This window comes from Nocardia sp. NPDC046763 (assembly GCF_040645495.1).
In the GTDB taxonomy this organism is placed as follows: Bacteria; Actinomycetota; Actinomycetes; order Mycobacteriales; family Mycobacteriaceae; genus Nocardia.
Map to the genome: position 1 here is coordinate 188,860 of NZ_JBEYYI010000012.1, position 19,973 is coordinate 208,832.

Genomic DNA, 19,973 nt, shown 5'->3' on the forward strand with positions numbered 1-19,973 from the left:
CCCCTGAGGATGGGGATCTCTGGAAGGGCGCGCTTCCAAAGTCATTGCCTGAGCCCACGGGCTTTCCGGGGTGACTACCCCTGAGAGTCCCCGAGAGTTGGGCGGGCTCAGACGTTGGCGTGGGCCAGGGAGGGTACGCGTCCGACCGCGAAGGAGGAGCGCAGGTAGAACCACCAGCAGATCGCGCCCATGGCGAGGTAGGCCACCACGTAGCCCCAGAAGGCCGGATTCATGCTGTGGTAGTGGGTGTTCGACAGTCGCAGGGCCTGCTGCAGGATCCAGCCGCCCGCTGCGCCGATCGCGCCGATGACGCCGATGGCCGCACCCGCCTGCCGTTTCGCGGAGATCAGGGCCGCCCCGATGTCCTGACCGGTCTCCGAGGCGTGCCGCCGCGCTTCCGCGGTGAAGATCATCGGGATCATCCGGTAGGTCGACCCGTTGCCGATGCCGCTGAACACGAACAGCAGCAGGAACGAGATCAGGTATAGCGGGAAGTTCTTGGCCGACAGCGACGCCACGATGAGCGCGGCGGCGACCGCCATGCCACCGAAGACGTAGAGCGTGATCTTCGCGCCGCTGAGCTTGTCGGCGACCCAGCCGCCGAAGGGCCGGCTCATGGAACCCACGAGCGCGCCGAGGAAGGCCAGGTTGCCCAGGGTGCCCATCCAGCCGATCTTGGCCAGGCTCGGGAAGTTGGCCTTGAGCAGGGTGGGGAAGGCGAAGGAGAAGCCGATGAAGGAGCCGAAGGTGCCGATGTAGAGGATCGCCATCACCCAGGTGTGCCGGTTCTTCAGTGCCAGTTTGTAGGACTTACCATCGGATTTCGCGCCGGACAGCGAGTCCATGTAGCGCAGCGCGCCGAACAGGGCGACGAGGATGAACGGAATCCACACCAGCACAGCCAGAGTGATGCCGAACCGGTAGCCGCCCGGGTTCTTGGCCATGATGTGGGTGCCCAGCGTGATGATGAGCGGCACGAACAATTGTGTCTGTGCCACACCGAGATTGCCCCCCGCGGCATTGATGCCCAGCGCCGCGCCCTTCTTGCCCTCGGGGAAGAAGAAGTTGATATTGGCCATCGACGACGAGAAGTTGCCGCCGCCGATACCCGCGAGTGCGGCCAGCACCATGAACACCCACATGGGTGTGCTCGGCTGGTTGATGAAATACGCCAGGCCCAGCGTGGGGATCAACAGCATGGCGGCGCTGAAGGCGGTGAACGCGCGGCCGCCGAAGCGCGGGATGGCGAAGGTGTAGGGCACGCGCAGGGCCGCGCCGACCAGGGTTGGGGTGGAGGTGAGCAGCAGCGCGTTGTTGACCGAGTCGGGATTCTTCGCACTCAGGAAGGCGAATCCGGCCGAGCCCATGGCGGTCACCACACTGGCCCACAGCACCCAGACGCTGAATCCGAGGTTCTCGGCGAAAACGGAGAAGATCAGATTTTTCCGGGCGGTTTGTTTACCCCCGTTTTCCCAGAATTCACCGTTATCCGGTTCCCAGCGGTCGATCCACCGTCCGCGTCTTTGGAAGGCGAAGGTCGTTTCGGGCACCTCTACTACGGTTGCCATGAGCAGCTGTCCTCTCGGCTGTCGCGACCGCCCTCATCGTGGGTTCCCGGTCGTCGGGGGAACCGCTGCGGTCGCGTCCAACCGTAGGAAGCGCTTTTTACGTCCGAGTTTTTTTCCGTGACGGAGACGGTAATTCGGCCTCACCCGGCGGTGTGTCGCGTGGTGACCTTTCGGTTACTCGAATTTCGTATCAAGCGTCCGGTATTCGGCCATGAGCGAGTCGAGGAAGCAGTTGGCGGTGCGGGCCGCCCGTTCCGGATCGCCGTCGATGACCGCCTGCACCAGTTCGGCGTGCTCGTCGTGGTACGTCTCGCCCTCACGCTCGGACCGGAAGCGGATCCCGGCCGCGATGACGGGCAGCAGCGAGTCGTAGAACTCCAGGTATACCGCATTGTGGCTGGCGACCACTATGGCGCGGTGCAGTTGCACGTCGGCCTCGATCGCGGCGTCGAAGTCGGTGTCCCAGTTGCGGGTTCGTTCTTCGAGCACGCGTCGCAGGGTCGCGATGTCGGTGTCGTCGCGGCGCTCGGCGGCCAGCCGGGCGGCGGTGGTGTCGAGGGCCCGCCGCAGTTCCAGGACGTCGCGCTGCTGGGCGTCGGCCAGGTACTCGGTGAGGGTGCCGCCGAGGGTGGAGGTGGAGATGACGTAGGTGCCCGAGCCCTGTCTGCGCTCGAGCATGCCGGCGTGCACCAGGGCCTGGACGGCCTCGCGCACGGTATTGCGGCCGGTGCCGGTGAGCTCGGTGAGCTCGGGTTCGGTGGGGATACGCGAGCCGACGGCCCAACGGCCGGAACGGATTTCGGCACGAAGCTGCTCGGTCACCTGGGCGATGAGGCTCGTGCGCCGGACTGGTTGCACGGGTGACAGCGTACCTTGCCTCACATTCGTTGCATCACATCATCGGGTCATCCTATGATTTGCGGGTGACTGCGACGATGGATGAGACGATGGCCCCGGTGCGGGGCCTTTCCAATGCCCCGGGCGAGACGATCGGATTCCGCCCCGAAATCTCGAAGCGCGCCCTGTTCGAGGGCCGCCTGCTCGTGCTCGTCGCCATCGTCATGTCCGCTCTCACCCTTCGCGTCGCCGTCACCGCGTTCACTCCGCTCGCCGCCCGGATCGGTCAGGACATCGGCTACTCCACCGCGGTGGTCGGCGTGTTCGGCATGCTGCCGACCGCCATGTTCGCCCTCGGCGGGCTGCTGACCCCGGTGCTGTCGCGTCGCCTGGGCCTGGAGACGACCGCCCTGGTGGCCATGCTCATGACCGGTGTCGGCTCGGTGATCCGCGCCCTGGTGCCCGCCACCTGGGAGCTGCTGGCCTTCTCCGCGCTGGCCCTGGCCGGCATGGGCATCGGCAATGTGGTGATCCCGCCCCTGGTCAAGCGGTACTTCTCGGATCGGCTGGCCGCACTCAGCTCGGTCTACATCGTGATGGTGCAGCTGGGCACCGTCTTCCCGGCCCTGATCGCGGTGCCGGTCGCGGACGCGCACGGCTGGCGGCTGTCGCTGGGCATGTGGGCCGCGCTGGCCTTCGCCGCCGCGTTGCCGTGGATCGCGGTGCTGCGGGTGCGGCGTGACCACGCCCGGGTCGACACCACCGAATTGCCTTCGGACGCGGTCGAATCCACCGGCAGGGTGTGGCGTTCGCCGGTGGCCTGGGGCATGGCCTTCATGTTCGGCATGACCTCGCTGATCACCTATTCGCTGTTCACCTGGATGCCGACGATCTTCAGCGGCGCCGGCGCCAGCGCCTCCTTCGGCGGCAGCATGGTCGGCATCTTCGCCCTCATCGGCCTGGTGGCGGCGCTGAGCGCGCCGATCGTGGTTGGCCGCATGGCCAATCCGTTCCCGGTCGTCATCGGCTGCGCGGTGTTCTTCTTCATCGGGTTCGCCGGTCTGCTGGTCGCGCCGATGAGCGCCCCGCTGCTGTGGGTGCTGGCGGTGGGCCTGGGCCCGTCGACCTTCCCGATGGCGCTGACCCTGATCAATCTGCGGACCCGCACCGGCGCCGGTTCGGCCGCGCTGTCCGGATTCACCCAGGGTGTCGGCTACACGGTGGCATGCGTGGGCCCGCTGCTGTTCGGCGCGCTGCACACGATGACCGGGGGTTGGCTGGCCCCGTTCGGCTTCCTGGCGGTGGCGGTCCTGATTCTGATGGCGGGCGCCTGGGTGGCGTGCAAGCCGCAGCTGCTGGAAGACACCTGGAAATAAATTCACCGTTCGAGTTGCCGAGCCGTGAGGTTGGGGCCATGCTTTGTGGCAAGGCTCTCAACTTCCGGCTCGGTTACGCGTTTTATCGCGTTTCCTGGCGATTTGTGGCCGCCGGAAACCCTTGTGTCACATAGCTGAAACATAAGGTCACTTCTCACGTTGGTTGCCCGGTATTCGTGAGCAACCGTTGATTTGCCGGTCATTTCGCGCAGCATCGACGCAATACCGATTTCCTACCTTGGGGCCATCCAGATTTCAGGAGGGCCTCTTGTTGACGACGCTGACCCGCAAGCGCGACATCGAGCATTGGGATGCCGAGGATGTCGTGGCTTGGGAAGCCGGTGGTAAGGACATCGCTCGCCGCAACCTGATCTGGTCGGTGTTCGCCGAGCACGTCGGGTTCTCGGTGTGGTCGATCTGGTCGGTCATGGTGCTGTTCATGCCGACCGACAAGTTCGGCATCGACCCGGCCGGCAAATTCTTCCTGGGCGCGATGCCGACGCTGGTCGGCGGCTTCATGCGGATCCCGTACACCGTCGCCACCGCGAAGTTCGGCGGTCGCAACTGGACCATCGTGAGCGCGCTGCTGCTGCTGATCCCGACGCTGCTGACGCTGTACTTCATCAACCAGCCGGGCACCTCCTACACGACCTTCCTGGTTGTGGCGGCCTTCGCGGGCTTCGGCGGCGGCAACTTCTCCTCGTCGATGTCCAACATCAACGTCTTCTTCCCGCAGCGGCTCAAGGGCTGGGCGCTGGGCGTCAATGCGGGCGGCGGCAATATCGGCGTGCCGGTGGTGCAGCTGGTCGGCCTGGCGGTCATCGCCACCCTGGGCAACCACTACGGCAATGCCTCGGTGGTGTGCGCGGTCTACCTGGTCCTGATCGTGGTGGCGGCGGTGGGCGCGGCCCTCTACATGGACAACGTCAAGAACCAGAAGGCCGACCTGTCCTACATGCTCAAGGCGCTGCGGGTGCCGCAGTCCTGGGCCATCGCCTTCCTCTACATCGGAACCTTCGGTTCCTTCATCGGCTACAGCTTCGCCTTCGGCCAGGTGCTGCAGATCAGCTTCAAGGCCGGCGGCGCGAGCGTCGCCGCGGCCACCCTGCACGCCGCGCAGATCGCCTTCATCGGCCCGCTGCTGGGTTCGCTGGCCCGTCCCTACGGCGGCAAGTGGGCCGACCGCATCGGCGGCAGCAAGGTCACGCTGCTCAGCTTCGGCGCCATGACCGTGGCGGCCCTGGTGGTCACGGTGGCCTCGACCCTGGGTGATCGCGCCGGGCACCCGCAGGGCGGCGTGCTGGTGGCCATGATCGTCGCCTTCACCGCGCTGTTCGTCATCTCGGGCTTCGGCAACGGGGCCGTCACCAAGATCATCCCGTCGGTGTTCGAGGCCAAATCCCGCTCCCTGGACGGTGATTCGGCCGCCCGGGCGGCCTGGGCCCGCAATACCTCGGGTGCGCTCATCGGCTTCGTCGGCGCCATCGGTGCGCTGGGCGGCGTCGGCATCAACCTGGTGCTGCGCTCCTCCTACGCCTCCACCAAGTCCGCGACCACCGCGTTCTGGGTCTTCATGGCCTTCTACGTGGTCTGCGCCGTGGTCTGCTGGGCTGTCTTCATGCGCCGTCCGAGCCTGCGCTCGCTGACCTCCGAAACCACCGACGCCGATGTCGTCGTCGAGGCCGAATCCCTGGTCTTGCAAGCCGAATCAGCACTGGTCCTCGATGCCGAAACCGGCTCCGCCGCAACCGATTCCTCGTCCACCTCGTCGGCTCGCGCCTGACGTCCATTCGCGAAAGGGACTGTCATGACCCACAGCATCGAACGCAAAACCGTTGTGGTGGTCGGCCACGGCATGGTCGGACACCGCTTCGTGGAGGCGCTGCGCTCCCGCGACGAGGCCGGAACCTGGCAGGTCATCGTCCTCAGCGAGGAGAAGCTGGCCGCCTACGACCGCGTCGGCCTGTCCTCCTACGTCGGCATCTGGGAGGCGTCCGCGCTGGCGCTGCCCGGCAACGACTACGAGGGCGACACCCTGGTCGACGTCCGGCTCGGCGTGAAGGCCGACGCCATCGACCGCACCGCCCGCAAGGTCACCACCTCCACCGGTGAGGTGATCGGTTACGACGCACTGGTTCTCGCGACCGGCTCCTACGCCTTCGTGCCGCCGGTGCCGGGCCACGACGCCGAGGGCTGCTTCGTCTACCGCACCCTCGAGGACCTGGACGGCATCCGGACCGCGGCCGAGGCGGCCGGTCCGGGCGCGGTCGGCATCGTGGTCGGCGGCGGTCTGCTCGGCCTGGAGGCGGCCAACGCGCTGCGCCTGCTGGGCATGACCCCGCACGTGGTCGAGTTCAACAAGTGGCTGATGCCGGCCCAGATCGACGAGGGCGGCGGCGCCATCCTCGAGAAGCTGGTGACCGAACTGGGTCTGGCCGTGCACACCGGTGTCGGCACCTCCTCGATCGAGACCGTCGAGGGCGCGCCGGTCGCCGAGCGGCTCTCGGTCAAGTTCTCCGATGAGAGCGAATTGCGCGCCGCGGTGGTGGTTTTCGCGGCCGGTGTGCGTCCCCGTGACGAAATCGCCCGTACCTCCGGGCTGGACGTCGGCGAGCGCGGCGGTGTCCTCACCGACCTGGCCCTGCGCACCTCGGACCCGAACATCTACGCGATCGGTGAGGTCGCCGCGGTGGAGGGCGTCTGCTACGGCCTGGTCGCCCCCGGCTACAACACCGCCGAGGTGGTCGCCGACCGCCTGCTCGGCGGAGCGGGCGAGTTCCCGGGCGCGGACCTGTCCACCAAGCTGAAGCTGCTGGGTGTGGACGTGGCCTCCTTCGGTGACGCGCACGCCCGCACCGAGGGCGCGCTGTCGGTGGTGCTGCACGACGCGGCCAAGGGCACCTACGCCAAGCTGGTCGTCTCCGATGACGCCCAGACCCTGCTCGGTGGTGTGCTGGTCGGTGACGCCACCCAGTACTCGGCGCTGCGCCCGCTGGTCGGCCGCCCGCTGCCGGCCGATCCGGCCGCGCTGATCTCCCCGGCGGGCGCGGAACTGGGCGCGGACGCGCTGCCCGACGACGCCCAGATCTGTTCCTGCAACAACGTGTCCAAGGGCTCGATCTGCGGTGCCATCGCCGACGGCGCCTGCGACGTGCCGGCCATCAAGAGCTGCACCAATGCCGGAACCTCCTGCGGCGGTTGCGTTCCCATGCTCAAGAAGCTGCTGGAGCAGTCGGGTGTGGAGGTCTCCAAGTCGCTGTGCGAGCACTTCTCGCAGTCGCGCGCGGAGCTGTTCCACATCATCCAGTCGACCGGCATCCGCACCTTCTCGGGCCTGATCGCCAAGTACGGCACCGGAACCGGTTGCGACATCTGCAAGCCGACCGTCGCCTCCATCCTGGCGTCCACCTCGAGCGATCACATCCTCGACGGCGAGCAGGCCTCGCTGCAGGACACCAACGACCACTTCCTGGCCAACCTGCAGAAGAACGGCACCTACTCGGTGGTGCCGCGCATGCCCGGCGGTGAGGTCACCGCCGAGCAGCTCATCACCATCGGTGAGGTGGCCAAGGAGTTCGACCTGTACGTGAAGGTCACCGGTGGTCAGCGCATCGACCTGTTCGGTGCACGCGTGGAGCAGCTGCCGCTGATCTGGAAGCGCCTGGTGGACGTGGGCATGGAATCCGGTCACGCGTACGGGAAGTCGCTGCGCACGGTGAAGTCCTGCGTGGGTTCGACCTGGTGCCGCTACGGCCAGCAGGACTCGGTCGGCATGGCCGTGCTGCTCGAAAAGCGTTACCGCGGTTTGCGTTCCCCGCACAAGCTCAAGCTGGCGGTGTCGGGTTGCGCCCGTGAGTGCGCGGAGGCGCGCGGCAAGGACGTCGGCGTCATCGCCACCGAGCACGGCTGGAACCTGTACGTGGGCGGCAACGGCGGTCTGACCCCGAAGCATGCGGTGCTCCTGGCCGGCGAGCTCGACGACGAGACGCTGATCAAGTACATCGACCGCTACCTGATGTTCTACATCCGCACCGCCGACCGGCTGCAGCGCACCGCGCCGTGGCAGGAGGCCCTGGAGGGCGGCATCGACTACCTCAAGCAGGTCGTCTGCGAGGACAGCCTGGGCATCGCCGCGGATCTGGAAGCGGCCATGGCCAAGCACGTCGAGGGCTACAAGGACGAATGGGCCGCGGTGCTCGAGGACGAGGGCAAGCTGTCGCGCTTCGTGTCCTTCGTGAACGCGCCGGAGGAGTCGGACCCGACCATCGGTTTCGACGAGACCGGCGAGCGCAAGGTGCCCGTCCTGCTCGGAATCCCGGACATCCCGGTCGATGCGACCCACGCCACAGAGACCGCCACGCACGGGAAATGACTGCTTAACCGCGAGGAAACAGGGCGCCGGTACCAATAGGTAGGGCGTTCGGAGGAGAGTACCGATGACCGTGATCGACACACCCGGCACCGCAGTCACGACCGTTTCAGGTTGGACGCTGGCCTGCCGGCAGGACTATCTGATTCCCGGCCGCGGCGTGGCGGTCCTGCTGAAGGGCGGCCGCCAGGCGGCGCTGTTCCTCACCGCCGACGGGACACTGTTCGCCGTCGGCAATATCGATCCCTTCGGGCGCGCGGCGGTCATGTCGCGGGGTCTGGTGGGCGACCGCGGTGGCGTGCCGGTGGTGGCGTCACCCCTGCTCAAGCAGGCCTTCTCGCTGATCGACGGGCGCTGCCTGGACGACGACTCCATTTCCCTGCCGGTCTATGCGGTCCGCGTCGCGGACGGTGTGGTCTCGGTGTCCAACGACCCCGTCCAATTCGTCGGCGGTACGGCATGACCGAGATTGACAGCGGTACCCCGCTGGCCGGCTTCACGGTCGGCATCACGGCCGCCCGGCGCGCCGAGGAACTCGGCACCCTGCTGGCCCGCCGGGGCGCGAATGTTGTTTCCGCCCCGGCCATCCGGATCATTCCGCTGGCCGACGACACCGAGCTGGAGCGGGTGACGCGGCAGCTGGTCGCGGCCCCGCCGCAGATCACAGTGGCCACCACCGGCATCGGCTTCCGCGGCTGGATGGAGGCCGCGGAGGGCTGGGGTCTGGCCGAGGAGCTGCGCGCCACGCTGGCCTCGACCCGCATGCTGGCCCGCGGCCCCAAGGCCAAGGGCGCCATCCGCGCTGCCGAACTGCGCGAAGAATGGTCTCCCGCTTCGGAATCCAGCGCCGAGGTGCTGGATCACCTGCTGGCCCAGGGGGTCGAGGGGGTCCGGATCGCGGTGCAGCTGCACGGTGCCACCACCGAGTGGGAGCCGGTGCCGGACTTCTGCGAGGTATTGCGCTGTGCCGGAGCCGATGTGGTTCCGGTCCCGGTCTACCGGTGGATTCCTCCGGAGGACCGCACTCCCATGGACCGCCTCATCGAGGGCATCGTCACCGCCGGACTGGATTGTGTGACCTTCACCAGCGCTCCGGCCGTGGCGTCACTTCTCATGCGCGCCAAGGAGACCGGGCTGCTCGAGGCCGTCCTCCACGCCTTCCGCACCCGGGTGCTGCCGGCCTGCGTCGGCCCCATCACGGCCGCGCCGCTGGAGGAGCTGGGCGTCACCACGTCCATGCCGGGCCGTGCCCGTCTGGGCGCGCTGGCCCGCCACGTCGCCGAGGAACTTCCCCGCCGCGCCAACCGGATTCAGGCCGCCGGGCACCTGCTCAGCGTCCGCGGCGGCTGCGTCGTCGTGGACGGTCAGGTGCGCCAGCTGGCCCCCGCGCCCATGGCGCTCATGCGTTCCCTGGCCCGCCAGCCGGGCCGGGTCGTCTCCCGTGAGGACCTGCTCGCCGCCCTGCCCGGTGGTGGCGACGACACCCACGCCGTGGAGACCGCCATCGCCCGTCTCCGCGCGGGCCTCGGCACCCCCAAGGCCATCCAGACCGTCGTCAAGCGCGGCTACCGGCTGGCCCTCGACCCCGCCGAGTGCACCGACAACCCGCACCCGGAGGGTCCGAATCAGGCTGCGCGCCAGCCGGTTCCGGCACACACCCAAGGTCTGGGCGCGCGCCGCGACCTGCCGCCGCGCATCCCCGGCACCCGGGCGCCGCACGCGGAGGTCCCGCCGCCCGCGGCGGCCCGCCGCCCGATCGCCCCGGTGAACGGGACGGCCCGCCCGGTGGGCTTCCCGGCGCAGTCCGTTTCCGCCGCCCGCCCCGCGATGGCCGCCCGCCCCGGTCGTCCGCCCGGGAGTGCGTGGTGAGCGCGCCGGCGCTGGTACTGGTGGCGCACGGCACCAGGAGCACGCGCGGCGTGGAGATGATCGCCGAACTGGCGGGAGCTGTTGCGCGGGAGCTGGGTGCGTCGGCGCTCGCACACGGGGTCCGCGGCGATATCGCCGAGACAGGTGCCGGTGCCGATTTCGGGGCCGCATCGGCATCATTGCGTGAGATCGCGGCGGTGTCCGATGGCGGCACCGCCGCGGTGTTCGATGGCGGCACCGCCGCCGTGTTCGATGGCGGCACCGCCGCGGTGTTCGATGGCGGCACCGCCGCCGTGGGCGCGCCGCGGGTGCGCACCGCGTTCGTGGATGTGCTGGGGCCTTCCCCGGCCGAGGTGTTGCGGGATCTGGATCCGGTTCCCGCCGTGGTGGTTCCGGCCTTCCTGGCCTCGGGGTACCACGTGTATCAGGACGTGCCGCGAGAGGTGGCCGCGAGTGCTCATAGTGCGGTCGCGGTCACCCAAGCGATGGGTCCGGACCCGGCGCTGGCCGAGGTGATGCACCTGCGGCTGCGTGCCGCGGGCTGGCGGCCGGGGGACGCGGTGGTGTTCGCCGCCGCGGGATCCTCGGATGCGCGGGCGCGCCGGGATGTGCAGCGCGCGGCGAGCCTGCTCTCGGAGCGCGTCGGCACGACCGCCCACCTGGCCTATATCGCGACCGGCGAGCCCAAGGTGCCGGAAGTGGTTGCGGCGGTGCGGGCTTCGGGCGCGCACCGGGTCTTCGTGGCCTCCTACCTGCTCGCCCACGGGCTTTTCCACCAGCGCCTGCACGAGGCGGGTGCGGACGGTGTCGCCGAGCCGATCGGTGTGCACCCGGCCGTGGTGCGCTTGCTGACCGATCGCTACTTCGCGGCGATCGATTCGCTGACGGCCGTCCGGGTCGCCTGATCGGCGCGGTCCGGGCCAGTTTCGGATTAGGGGCTCGCCCCGACCCGTTAGGGGCCCGGCCCGAACCGAATCGCTCAATTCCCCTATCACTTGGTGATTTTCGATTCGCGTGGCAACCTTTACCGCAATTCGGTAAAGACTCTGGAGGACCCCACGTGAAGAAGTTTGTCGTCGCCGCTGTGATCGCAGGCGGTATCGCCGGCCCGGCCGCCACCGCCGCCGCCGATTTCCCCACGATCTACGACCCGTGGACGGCGTGCATCCAGTCGGGCCAGACATACGACCAGTGCCAGGCGCTGGTCAACAACACCCAGCCGACCGATCAGGGCGCGGGTTTCGGCTGGACCGGTTCCGCCGCCTCCCATTCCTAAACAATTAAATTTCACATTCCGGGCCGACGCCGAATTGGCGTCGGCCCGAGTTTGTCTCCATGGTGAGATGTCGGCCCCGGCGACCTGTCTACGCTGCGTGTCCCCGCCGCCGTGATCGGCGCTTCGACCGGTCGCCTGACCTGTCCCGCTCACCGGTATTCGCCGGTTCCCTTCAATCCGGCGACGATCAGGATGGCGGGATGTCGCTCGAACATCCTGCTCGCCGTGCCGGACTCGCCTCGCAGGCCGCGGTGCGCGCCAAGCGCAAGGACGAGTGGCTCGACCTCTTCGCGTCGGACGCGCGGGTCGAGGATCCGGTCGGCATCTCCCCGTATGACCCGGTGGGCGAGGGGCATTCGGGCCACGAAGCCATCGCGGCATTCTGGGACAAGGCAATCGAGCCCAGCCGCATCGAATTCACCTGGGCGGATTCCTTCGCCTGCGGTCGTGAGGCGGCGTTCACCGGAACCATTCGCAGCACCCGCGCCGGCATGGTCGTCGAGGTCGATCTGGTGGCTGTCTACCGCGTGAATGCGGATGGGAAAATCGTTGCCCTGCGCGCATTCTGGGAACTGGATCGCGCCCGCATCACACCGAGTCGCCAGGACACTACGTGGCCGCCGGTCCTGCCGGTCTGAAAGCTGATCATGAACGCGGCGGCGTATCCACGGTCGCATCATCTGAACGGCATTGATTCAAATTGGCGGGTCTCTAGTTTCCGGGAGTCTGCAGGGCCGGGAACCAGATGTCGGTGAGCACATTCGCGGCTTCCTCGGCGGAGACGTCGATGGTGCCCTGCATGGCCCAGCGGGTGAAGAACCGTTCCAGTTGGGCGACAAGGAGTTCCACGCGCAGGTGGGCTTCGTCCTGACGGTCGGCGGGCCAGCGTGACAGGTAGGAGCTCATGACATTGGGGAGGGCCATGATGCCCTCTCGTGCCACCTCGCGGAATTCGGGTTCGAGGGTGGTGGCCTCGTCCCAGGCGGGCAGTAGGTCCTTGTACTCCTGGAACCACTCGATGGCGCGTCGCATCCAGGCCGCGAATTCCTCCCGTGAGCCGGTGTCGAGCACGTGGTCGAGGTCCTCGTAGAAGTGCTGGACGCTGGGCAGCGTGCCCTGTTCGGCGATCGCGCGCAGCACATCCGGTTTACCGGTGAAGTGCAGGTAGAAGGTGGCGCGGCTGCAGCCGACCGCGGCGGCGATGTCGTCGACGCGGACCGGCGCGTACCCCTGCGTGGTGAACAGCTGTTTGGCCGCGTCGATGAGCCGGCTGCGGGTCAGGCGTTTCTGTTCGTCGCGCAGCGATGTGCGCCGGGGCGTGCCGCTCTGGCCGGGTGTCTCGGGGTGGTCTACGTCGGATCGGGTCACGATTGAATGATAGACGCAAGTTCACTCACTAGACACGCTGTCTAGCGAGTGTTAGCGTGTGTGGCACATCACGTCCGGCAGGGCTCTGTGACCCGTCGCCGAACCAGGAGAGTGAATTGGCTGCGCTATCTGCACACAATCGTGAATTGCCCAGGGTCTGCGTCATCGGCGCGGGCCCGTCGGGCATCACCGCCGCGAAGCGGCTCGCCGAATACGGCATCCCGTTCGACTGCTACGAAGCCTCCGATGAGGTGGGCGGCAACTGGTACTACAAGAACCCGAACGGCATGTCGGCCTGCTACCAGAGCCTGCACATCGACACCTCGAAGTTCCGTCTGCAGTTCGAGGACTTCCCGGCGCCCGAGGAATGGCCGGACTTCCCGCACCACAGCCAGTTGCACCAGTACTTCAAGGATTACGTCGACCATTTCGACATCCGCGATCGAATCATCTTCGGCAACAAGGTGATTTCCGCCGAGCGCGACAGCGACGGCCTGTGGACGGTGACCACCGATCAGGGCCGCGTCGAGACCTACGACGCGCTGATCGTGGCCAATGGCCACCACTGGGATCCGCGCACGCCCGACTACCCGGGTGAATTCGACGGCACGCTGATCCATTCGCACGCCTACAACGACCCGTTCGACCCGATCGATATGCGCGGCAAGCGCGTCGTGGTGGTGGGCATGGGCAATTCGGGCCTGGACATCGCCTCGGAGCTGTCGCAGAAGTTCATCGCCTCGAAGCTGTGGGTCTCGGCCCGCCGCGGCGTGTGGGTGCTGCCCAAATACGTCAACGGCAAGGTCGGCGACACCCAGGTGGTGCCGGCGTGGATGCCGCCGAAGGTGGCGCTCAAGCTCAAGCAGCGTTTCGTGGTCAAGAACCGCGGCCGCATGGAGGATTACGGCCTGCCCAAGCCGGATCACCTGCCGTTCGAGGCGCATCCGTCGGCGAGCGAGGAGTTCTTGCACCGGGTCGGCTGCGGCGATATCGATTTCAAGCCGGCGATCACCAAGCTGGACGGCAGGACCGTGCATTTCGCGGACGGCTCGTCCGAAGAGGTGGATGTGGTGGTGTGCGCCACCGGCTATCACATCAGCTTCCCGTTCTTCACCGATCCGGCGCTGCGGCCCGACGACAACAACAAGCTGCCGCTGTACCGCCAGATGATGAAGCCGGAGATCGACAATCTCTTCTATCTCGGCCTGGCCCAGCCGATGCCGACGCTGGTGAACTTCGCCGAGCAGCAGTCCAAGCTGGTCGCGGCGTACCTGTCGGGCAACTACCGGTTCCCGTCGCAGGCGGACATGACGGCGGCGATGGCGAAGGCGGAGGCCGAACGCGCCGAGCGCTACTACAACTCGCCACGGCACACCATTCAGATCGACTTCGACGTCTATGTCCGCGAGCTGAAGAAGGAACTCACCGACGGCGCGCGCCGCGCCGCCGCCGCGGGAAACACGCTGCCGGTGCGCGGTCGCGCGCTGGTGCGGGCGTAAGGGGAGAAATGAAGACAGCATCGCAAAGCGATTCCCATCGGGGTGGCGGGGCGACGGGTGGGCGCAACGTGGCTGGATTCTGTGCCGACGAATTCGAGGCTGTTCGTGCGGCTTTCGCCGAGCAGGTGGAGTCGGGCGCGGAGCTGGGCGCCTCGGTGTGCGTGACCGTGGACGGTGAAACGGTGGTGGATCTCTGGGGCGGCTGGGCCGATCCCGAGCAGACCAGGCCGTGGACCGCGGACACCCTGGTGAACACCTTCTCCATCACCAAGACCATGGTCGCGCTGAGCGTGCTGCTGCTGGTCGATCGCGGTGAGCTGGACGTACACCAGAAGGTGGCCCACTACTGGCCGGAGTTTGCGGCCAACGGCAAGGCCGATATCGAAGTGCGGCACCTGCTTTCGCACACCTCGGGCGTTTCCGGCTGGGAGGCCCCGATCGTGTTGTCGGACATCTACGACATCGACGCGGCCTCGGATCGCCTTGCGGCGCAGGCACCCTGGTGGGAGCCCGGCACCGTGTCGGGTTATCACGCCATGAACTACGGCCACCTGCTGGGCGCGGTGATCAAGCGCGTCACCGGCCGCCCGCTGGGCAGCTTCTTCGCGGAGGAGCTGGCGCAGCCGCTGGGCGCGGACTTCCACATCGGCACGCCCGCAGCCGATTTCGACCGCATCGCCACCCTGGTGCCGCCGGATCTCCCCGAGTTCGATCAGTCGCTGCTGCCGCAGGACAGCGTTATGTTCAAGACGCTTTTCCAGCCCCTGCTCGACTTCGCCGAGTGCGCGACCCCGGGCTGGCGGCAGGCGGAGCTGGGCGGCATGGGCGGCCACGGCAATGCCCGCTCCATCGCCCGGCTGCAGTCGGTGATCAGCAATGGCGGCGAGCTGGCCGGCCGGAAGTTCCTGTCGGACAAGACCATCGACCTTATCTTCGAGCAGCAGTCCGATGGCGTGGACCTGGCCATCCTGCTGCCGGTGCGCTTCGGCATCGGCTACGGCCTGCCGCACGCGCAGACCGCCCCGCAGGTGCCGGACGGCCGCGTCTGCTGGTGGAACGGACTGGGTGGCGCGCATGTCGTCAACGACCTGGACCATCGCGTCACGTTCGCCTACGCCATGAACCGCATGGCCCCCGGCCTGATCGGCTCCGAGCGGGCCGACGCCTATATGAAGGCGACCTTCGACACAGTGAGGGGACGTGCGTGATGGGCCTCACTCGGGCAAGCTGCGAAGGTTCGCGCAATCGGATTCGAGGACTTGATTCATGACCAACGCTGTTGATCTCCAGGCTCTGGCCGCGCAGGTGGCCGGGAAGCTGACCGGGCCGGGCGGGCCGTTCGAGATGACGGTCGAGCCGGTGCTCGGAGTGCCGTTGCCGGTGTTCAAGAACCGGCACCGATCGCTGCTGGAGCTGCTGGAAGCGTCCCGTGAGCTGGGTGATCGCGAGTATCTGGTGTCCGCGCGGACCCGCTACACCTTCGCCGAGCACTACGCGGCCGCGAGCGCGCTCGCTGCCGCACTGGCCGAGCGCTATGGCGTCGGCAAGGGCGACCGCGTCGGCATCCTGGCCGCCAATAACCCCGAGTGGGTGCTGACCTTCTGGGCCGCGCAGCGGCTGGGTGCGATCCCGGTCGGCTACAACGCCTGGTGGGTGCCGCGCGAGATCGCCTACGGCCTCGATCACTCCGCCCCGAAAGTCGTGATCGCCGATGCAAAGCGCGCTGCGCTGGCCGCGGAGACCGGTACGGACATTCCGGTGCTGACCATGGAAACCGACCTGCCCGCGCTGATCGCGGAATTCGCCGGCGGCAATCCGAGCGCGGAAGTGGGCGAGGACGATCCAGCGATCATCCTCTACACCTCGGGGACCACGGGCCGCCCGAAGGGTGTGGTGCACACCCAGCAGAACATGGTGGCCGTGGCCGACTACCACCGGTTCATGGACGCCCTCGCGGCCGGATTCCGCGGGCAGGCGTGGGATGGTTCCCCGGCGGGGCGCCGCTACCTGGCGACCATGCCGCTGTTCCACATTGCGAGCCTGCACAATCTGTCGATCCCGCGGCTCGCCACCGGCGACGCGGTCGTCTTCCCGACCTCGGGCGAGTTCGACGCCGAATCACTGCTGAAGCTGGTCGAGACCGAGAAGGTCACCAACTGGGCGGCGGTGCCGACGCTGGCGAGTCGCATTCTCGGCGTGGACATCTCGAAGTACGACCTGTCCTCGCTGACCGCGTTCTCGCTCAACTCCGCCCCGTCGTCTCCGGCACTGGTGCAGCGGCTGCGGGAGCGGTTCCCGGTCGCATTGCAGGGCCTCACCACCAGTTACGGGTGCACCGAGTCCGGCACCGCCGCGACCGTGGCAACCCCGCCGGAGCTGGCCGCCGACAACGAGACCGTCGGCCGCGCGGTGGTCGGTGTCTCCCTCGAGGTTCGCGACCCCGATGGCAAGCCCGTGCCCGACGGTGAAGAGGGCGAGATCTGCATCCGCAGCCCGTACGTCATGCTCGGCTACTGGAACAACGAGGACGCGACCAAGGCATCCATCGACGAGAACCGCTGGCTGCGCACCGGCGATTACGGCACCCTGCGTGACGGCAAGCTCTACATATCCGGTCGCCGTTCGGATCTCATCCTGCGTGGTGGCGAGAACGTCTACCCGCAGGAGATCGAGAACGCCCTCGACGAGCACCCGCTGGTGCGGGAGTCGGCCGTGATCGGTGTCCCGCACGAGGATCTCGGCCAGGAGGTCGCAGCCATCGTGGTGGTCGACGATCCGGAGTCGTTGTCCGAGGACGAGTTGCGTGATCACGTGGCCAAGCAGCTGGCCTATTTCAAGGTACCCGCTCGCTGGCTGGTCACCGCGGATCCGTTGCCGCGCAATGCCACCGGCAAAGTACTGCGCCGCGACCTCTCCCTGGGAAAGTGAATTCCTGTGTACGACACCATTATCAAGAACGGACGCTGGTTCGACGGCACCGGCGCACCCTCGGCCATCCGCAATCTCGGCATCCGGGACGGCCGGGTGGCGACCGTGTCGGCCGCGCCGCTGGACGAGACCGGCTGTGCGCGAGTGATCGACGCGACCGGTCGCTGGGTCATGCCCGGCATGATCGACATCCACACCCACTACGACGTGGAGGTGCTGCTGGATCCGACGCTGTCGGAGTCGCTGCGGCACGGCGTCACCACGCTGCTGCTCGGGTCGTGCTCGCTGTCCACCGTGCATGTCGGCGGTTCGGACGCGGGTGACCTGTTCGGCCGGGTGGAGGCGATTCCGCGCAAGCATGTGGTCGAGGCGGTGGACGCGCTGAAGACCTGGAACAGCGCGCACGGCTATGTGACGGCGCTGGAGTCGCTGCCGCTGGGCCCGAATGTCGCTGCCTTCATCGGTCATTCGGATATCCGGGCGTCCCAGCTGGGCTTGCGGCGGGCCACCGATCCGGATGTGCAGCCGACCGAGTCCGAGCTGACGGCCATGGAGCACAAGCTGACCGAGGCGCTGGACGCCGGATTCGTCGGCATGTCCTCGCAGCAGCTGCTGTTCGACAAGCTGGACGGCGAGGTGTGCAGGTCGCGGACGCTGCCGTCGACCTATGCCACCGCCAAGGAACGGCGGCGGCTGAATCGCATTCTGCGCGACCGCAAGCGGGCATTGCAGGGCGGTCCCGACGTCGCCAAGCCGCAGAGCATGCTCGGCATGGCGGCCAGCAGCCTGGGCTTCTTCCGGCCCAAGCTGAAGGTGAGCCTGCTGTCGGCGGCCGACATCAAGGCGATTCCCGGTGTGGTGAAAGTCTTTCCGCTGCTGGGCCGGATCATCAACGGGCTCGGCGGCGACTTCCGCTGGCAGCATCTGCCGGTGCCGTTCGAGGTGTACTCCGACGGCATCGATCTGCCGGTGTTCGAGGAATTCGGCTCCGGCGCAGCGGCTCTGCACCTGTCGAACCAGCTGGAGGAGCGCCGGGAACTGCTGGCCGATGAGAACTACCGCCGCTGGTTCCGCAAGGACTACGACAAGAAGTGGGGTCCGCGGGTCTGGCATCGGGACTTTTTCGACGCCGAGATCACCGAGTGCCCGGATGCGAGCGTGATCGGCAAGACCTTCGGTCAGGTCGGCGTGGATCGCGGCGGCGTGCATCCGGTGGACGCCTTCCTGGATCTGGTGGTGGAGTACGGGCCCAAGGTGCGCTGGCGCACCACCATCTCCAATCACCGGCCCGAGGTGCTGGATGTGCTGGCCGCGGATCCCAGCGTGCAGCTGGGCTTCTCGGACGCCGGCGCGCATCTGCGGAACATGGCCTTCTACAACTTCGGCCTGCGGCTGCTGAAGCGTGTGCACAAGGCGCAACAGGCGGGGCGGCCGTTCATGACGGTCGAGCACGCCGTGCACCGGGTGTCCGGCGAGCTGGCCGACTGGTACGACCTGGATGCCGGGCACCTGCGCGAGGGCGATCGGGCCGATGTGCTGATCATCGATCCGGCGAGGCTGGACGACAGCCTGGAAGCCTATGCCGAGAACCCGATTCCGGAGTTCGACAATCTCTCCCGCATGGTCAACCGCAATGACGACACCGTCACCGCGGTGCTGGTGAACGGCGAGTTCGTCTTCGGGCTGGGGGAGAAGGCCGACACCCTGGGCAAGGAACGCACCGGCGAATTCCTGCGGGCAGGTGGCCGATGAACGTCCGTAGATTCGACGGCCGCGCCGCGGTCGTCACCGGGGCGGCCTCCGGCATCGGTGCGGCCATCGCCGCCGCGCTGATCGCCGAGGGCGCGAACGTCGTCGGCCTCGACATCGACGAGGCCGGCCTCGGGAAGAAGGCCGCCGAACTCGGCGACGCCTTCGTTCCCGTGGTCACCGACGTCACCGACGAAGCCCAGGTGGAGGCTGGGATCGCCATCGCCGCAACCCGTTTCGGCCGTCTCGACGCGGCCTTCAATGTGGCGGGCGCGTCCCGAATCGGCGCGGTCACCGACCTGACCGAGGCCGACTGGGACTTCACCATCGACCTGATTCAGAAGAGCGTCTTCCTGTGCACCAAACATGAAGCGCGCCTGATGAAGTCGACCGGCGGCGGCGCGATCGTCAACATCTCCTCGCTCGACGCCCGCGTCCCCATGCCCGGTGGCAGCCCCTACTCCACCGGCAAGGCCGGCGTGGTCATGTTCACCAAGAACGCGGCCCTGGAGCTGGCCCAGTTCCGCATCCGGGTGAACGCCATCCTCCCCGGCCTGGTCGACACCCCGCTGGTCGCGGCGGTCATGGGCTACGAGCCCGCCAAACAGATGTTCCTGGACCGCATCCCGATGGGCGCGCCCGCCACCCCGGAACAGATCGCCGCCCCCAGTCTCTTCCTCGCCTCCGACGACGCCTCCTACATCACCGGCATCGACATGGTGGTGGACGGCGGCTGGGAGCTGAGCAACTTCCCGAACTTGGCGAAGCTCGCGGGCTGAGCCGAGAACCCGCCCTGGGCCCCGAAACACGTTCCAGCCCAGGGCGGGTCGGTCATATTCCGGTGGGCGTGGGCAGGACCGAGAGCCCGGGACGATCACGTTGCCCCACCCGCGCGGCAACCCTGACCTGCTGCGGTGTGGTTCCGCACCACCGGGGGACCAACCCGATCGAGACGCCGCCGTGGTGGACGGACAGGAACCGGGAGGCGCACACGATCGAGTCGTGCACGGTCGCGGCATCGTGATCGCGACGGCCAGCTGGCCGGGGACACCTATGTCCCGGCGGGCCGCCATTCGCAACCCCAGATCGGGGCAATCCAGTTCGGCCGCTGCGACTTCCAGTACCCAGCCCAGG

The 19,973-nt window shown here is 67.7% G+C and carries 16 protein-coding genes; 13 read left to right on the forward strand and 3 right to left on the reverse strand.

The features are described from left to right. Positions 1-107: 107 nt before the first annotated feature. Positions 108-1,568, reverse strand: a complete 1,461-nt coding sequence (locus tag ABZ909_RS21235; protein WP_357002162.1) for a nitrate/nitrite transporter — start codon at positions 1,566-1,568, stop codon at positions 108-110. A 174-nt stretch (positions 1,569-1,742) separates the two neighbouring features. Then, positions 1,743-2,426, reverse strand: a complete 684-nt coding sequence (locus ABZ909_RS21240; RefSeq protein ID WP_357002164.1) for a FadR/GntR family transcriptional regulator — start codon at positions 2,424-2,426, stop codon at positions 1,743-1,745. 203 nt (positions 2,427-2,629) lie between these two features. Between ABZ909_RS21240 and ABZ909_RS21245 the strand changes: the two genes are divergently transcribed. From ABZ909_RS21245 to ABZ909_RS21280, 8 genes are all read left to right on the forward strand, one after another. After that, entirely contained in the window at positions 2,630-3,781 is a 1,152-nt protein-coding gene (locus ABZ909_RS21245; protein WP_357002318.1) for an MFS transporter, read from the forward strand. Between the two features lie 271 nt (positions 3,782-4,052). Then, on the forward strand, positions 4,053-5,564 hold the full coding sequence (locus ABZ909_RS21250; RefSeq protein WP_357002320.1) for a nitrate/nitrite transporter: 1,512 nt from the start codon (positions 4,053-4,055) through the stop codon (positions 5,562-5,564). A 24-nt stretch (positions 5,565-5,588) separates the two neighbouring features. Continuing rightward, on the forward strand, positions 5,589-8,153 hold the full coding sequence (nirB, locus tag ABZ909_RS21255) for a nitrite reductase large subunit NirB (protein ID WP_357002167.1): 2,565 nt from the start codon (positions 5,589-5,591) through the stop codon (positions 8,151-8,153). Between the two features lie 64 nt (positions 8,154-8,217). Next, a complete protein-coding gene (nirD, locus tag ABZ909_RS21260) occupies positions 8,218-8,613 on the forward strand; it encodes a nitrite reductase small subunit NirD (protein ID WP_357002170.1) in 396 nt (131 codons plus the stop codon). Beyond that, on the forward strand, positions 8,610-10,019 hold the full coding sequence (locus ABZ909_RS21265; protein ID WP_357002173.1) for a uroporphyrinogen-III synthase: 1,410 nt from the start codon (positions 8,610-8,612) through the stop codon (positions 10,017-10,019). Before nirD ends, ABZ909_RS21265 begins: the two co-directional genes overlap by 4 nt. Continuing rightward, positions 10,016-10,924, forward strand: coding sequence for a CbiX/SirB N-terminal domain-containing protein (locus ABZ909_RS21270; RefSeq protein WP_357002176.1), 909 nt, complete (start codon positions 10,016-10,018; stop codon positions 10,922-10,924). Before ABZ909_RS21265 ends, ABZ909_RS21270 begins: the two co-directional genes overlap by 4 nt. Positions 10,925-11,079: 155 nt before the next feature. Further along, positions 11,080-11,295, forward strand: a complete 216-nt coding sequence (locus tag ABZ909_RS21275) for a hypothetical protein (RefSeq protein ID WP_357002179.1) — start codon at positions 11,080-11,082, stop codon at positions 11,293-11,295. Positions 11,296-11,495: 200 nt separating this feature from the next. Further along, on the forward strand, positions 11,496-11,933 hold the full coding sequence (locus ABZ909_RS21280) for a nuclear transport factor 2 family protein (RefSeq protein ID WP_357002182.1): 438 nt from the start codon (positions 11,496-11,498) through the stop codon (positions 11,931-11,933). 73 nt (positions 11,934-12,006) lie between these two features. Here the strand turns inward: ABZ909_RS21280 and ABZ909_RS21285 are convergent, their stop codons facing one another. Continuing rightward, positions 12,007-12,663, reverse strand: coding sequence for a TetR/AcrR family transcriptional regulator (locus ABZ909_RS21285; RefSeq protein WP_357002184.1), 657 nt, complete (start codon positions 12,661-12,663; stop codon positions 12,007-12,009). A gap of 146 nt (positions 12,664-12,809) precedes the next feature. On the opposite strand from ABZ909_RS21285, the gene ABZ909_RS21290 reads away from it, so the two are divergent. From ABZ909_RS21290 to ABZ909_RS21310, 5 genes are read left to right on the forward strand one after another with little or no spacing between them, the layout of a single operon-like run. Continuing rightward, positions 12,810-14,162 carry an NAD(P)-binding domain-containing protein gene (locus tag ABZ909_RS21290; protein ID WP_357002187.1) on the forward strand — a complete coding sequence of 451 codons (1,353 nt, stop codon included), beginning with the start codon at positions 12,810-12,812 and terminating at the stop codon, positions 14,160-14,162. Between the two features lie 8 nt (positions 14,163-14,170). Continuing rightward, positions 14,171-15,370: a serine hydrolase domain-containing protein gene (locus ABZ909_RS21295; protein WP_357002190.1), complete on the forward strand. Its 1,200-nt coding sequence runs from the start codon at positions 14,171-14,173 to the stop codon at positions 15,368-15,370. A gap of 58 nt (positions 15,371-15,428) precedes the next feature. Beyond that, positions 15,429-17,090, forward strand: a complete 1,662-nt coding sequence (locus ABZ909_RS21300; RefSeq protein WP_357002193.1) for a class I adenylate-forming enzyme family protein — start codon at positions 15,429-15,431, stop codon at positions 17,088-17,090. Positions 17,091-17,096: 6 nt separating this feature from the next. Continuing rightward, complete coding sequence (locus ABZ909_RS21305; RefSeq protein WP_357002195.1) at positions 17,097-18,842, forward strand: amidohydrolase family protein; 1,746 nt, start codon at positions 17,097-17,099, stop codon at positions 18,840-18,842. Continuing rightward, entirely contained in the window at positions 18,839-19,618 is a 780-nt protein-coding gene (locus ABZ909_RS21310; RefSeq protein WP_357002197.1) for an SDR family NAD(P)-dependent oxidoreductase, read from the forward strand. The genes ABZ909_RS21305 and ABZ909_RS21310 overlap by 4 nt, the downstream gene beginning before the upstream one ends. The last annotated feature ends 355 nt before the right edge of the window (positions 19,619-19,973 follow it).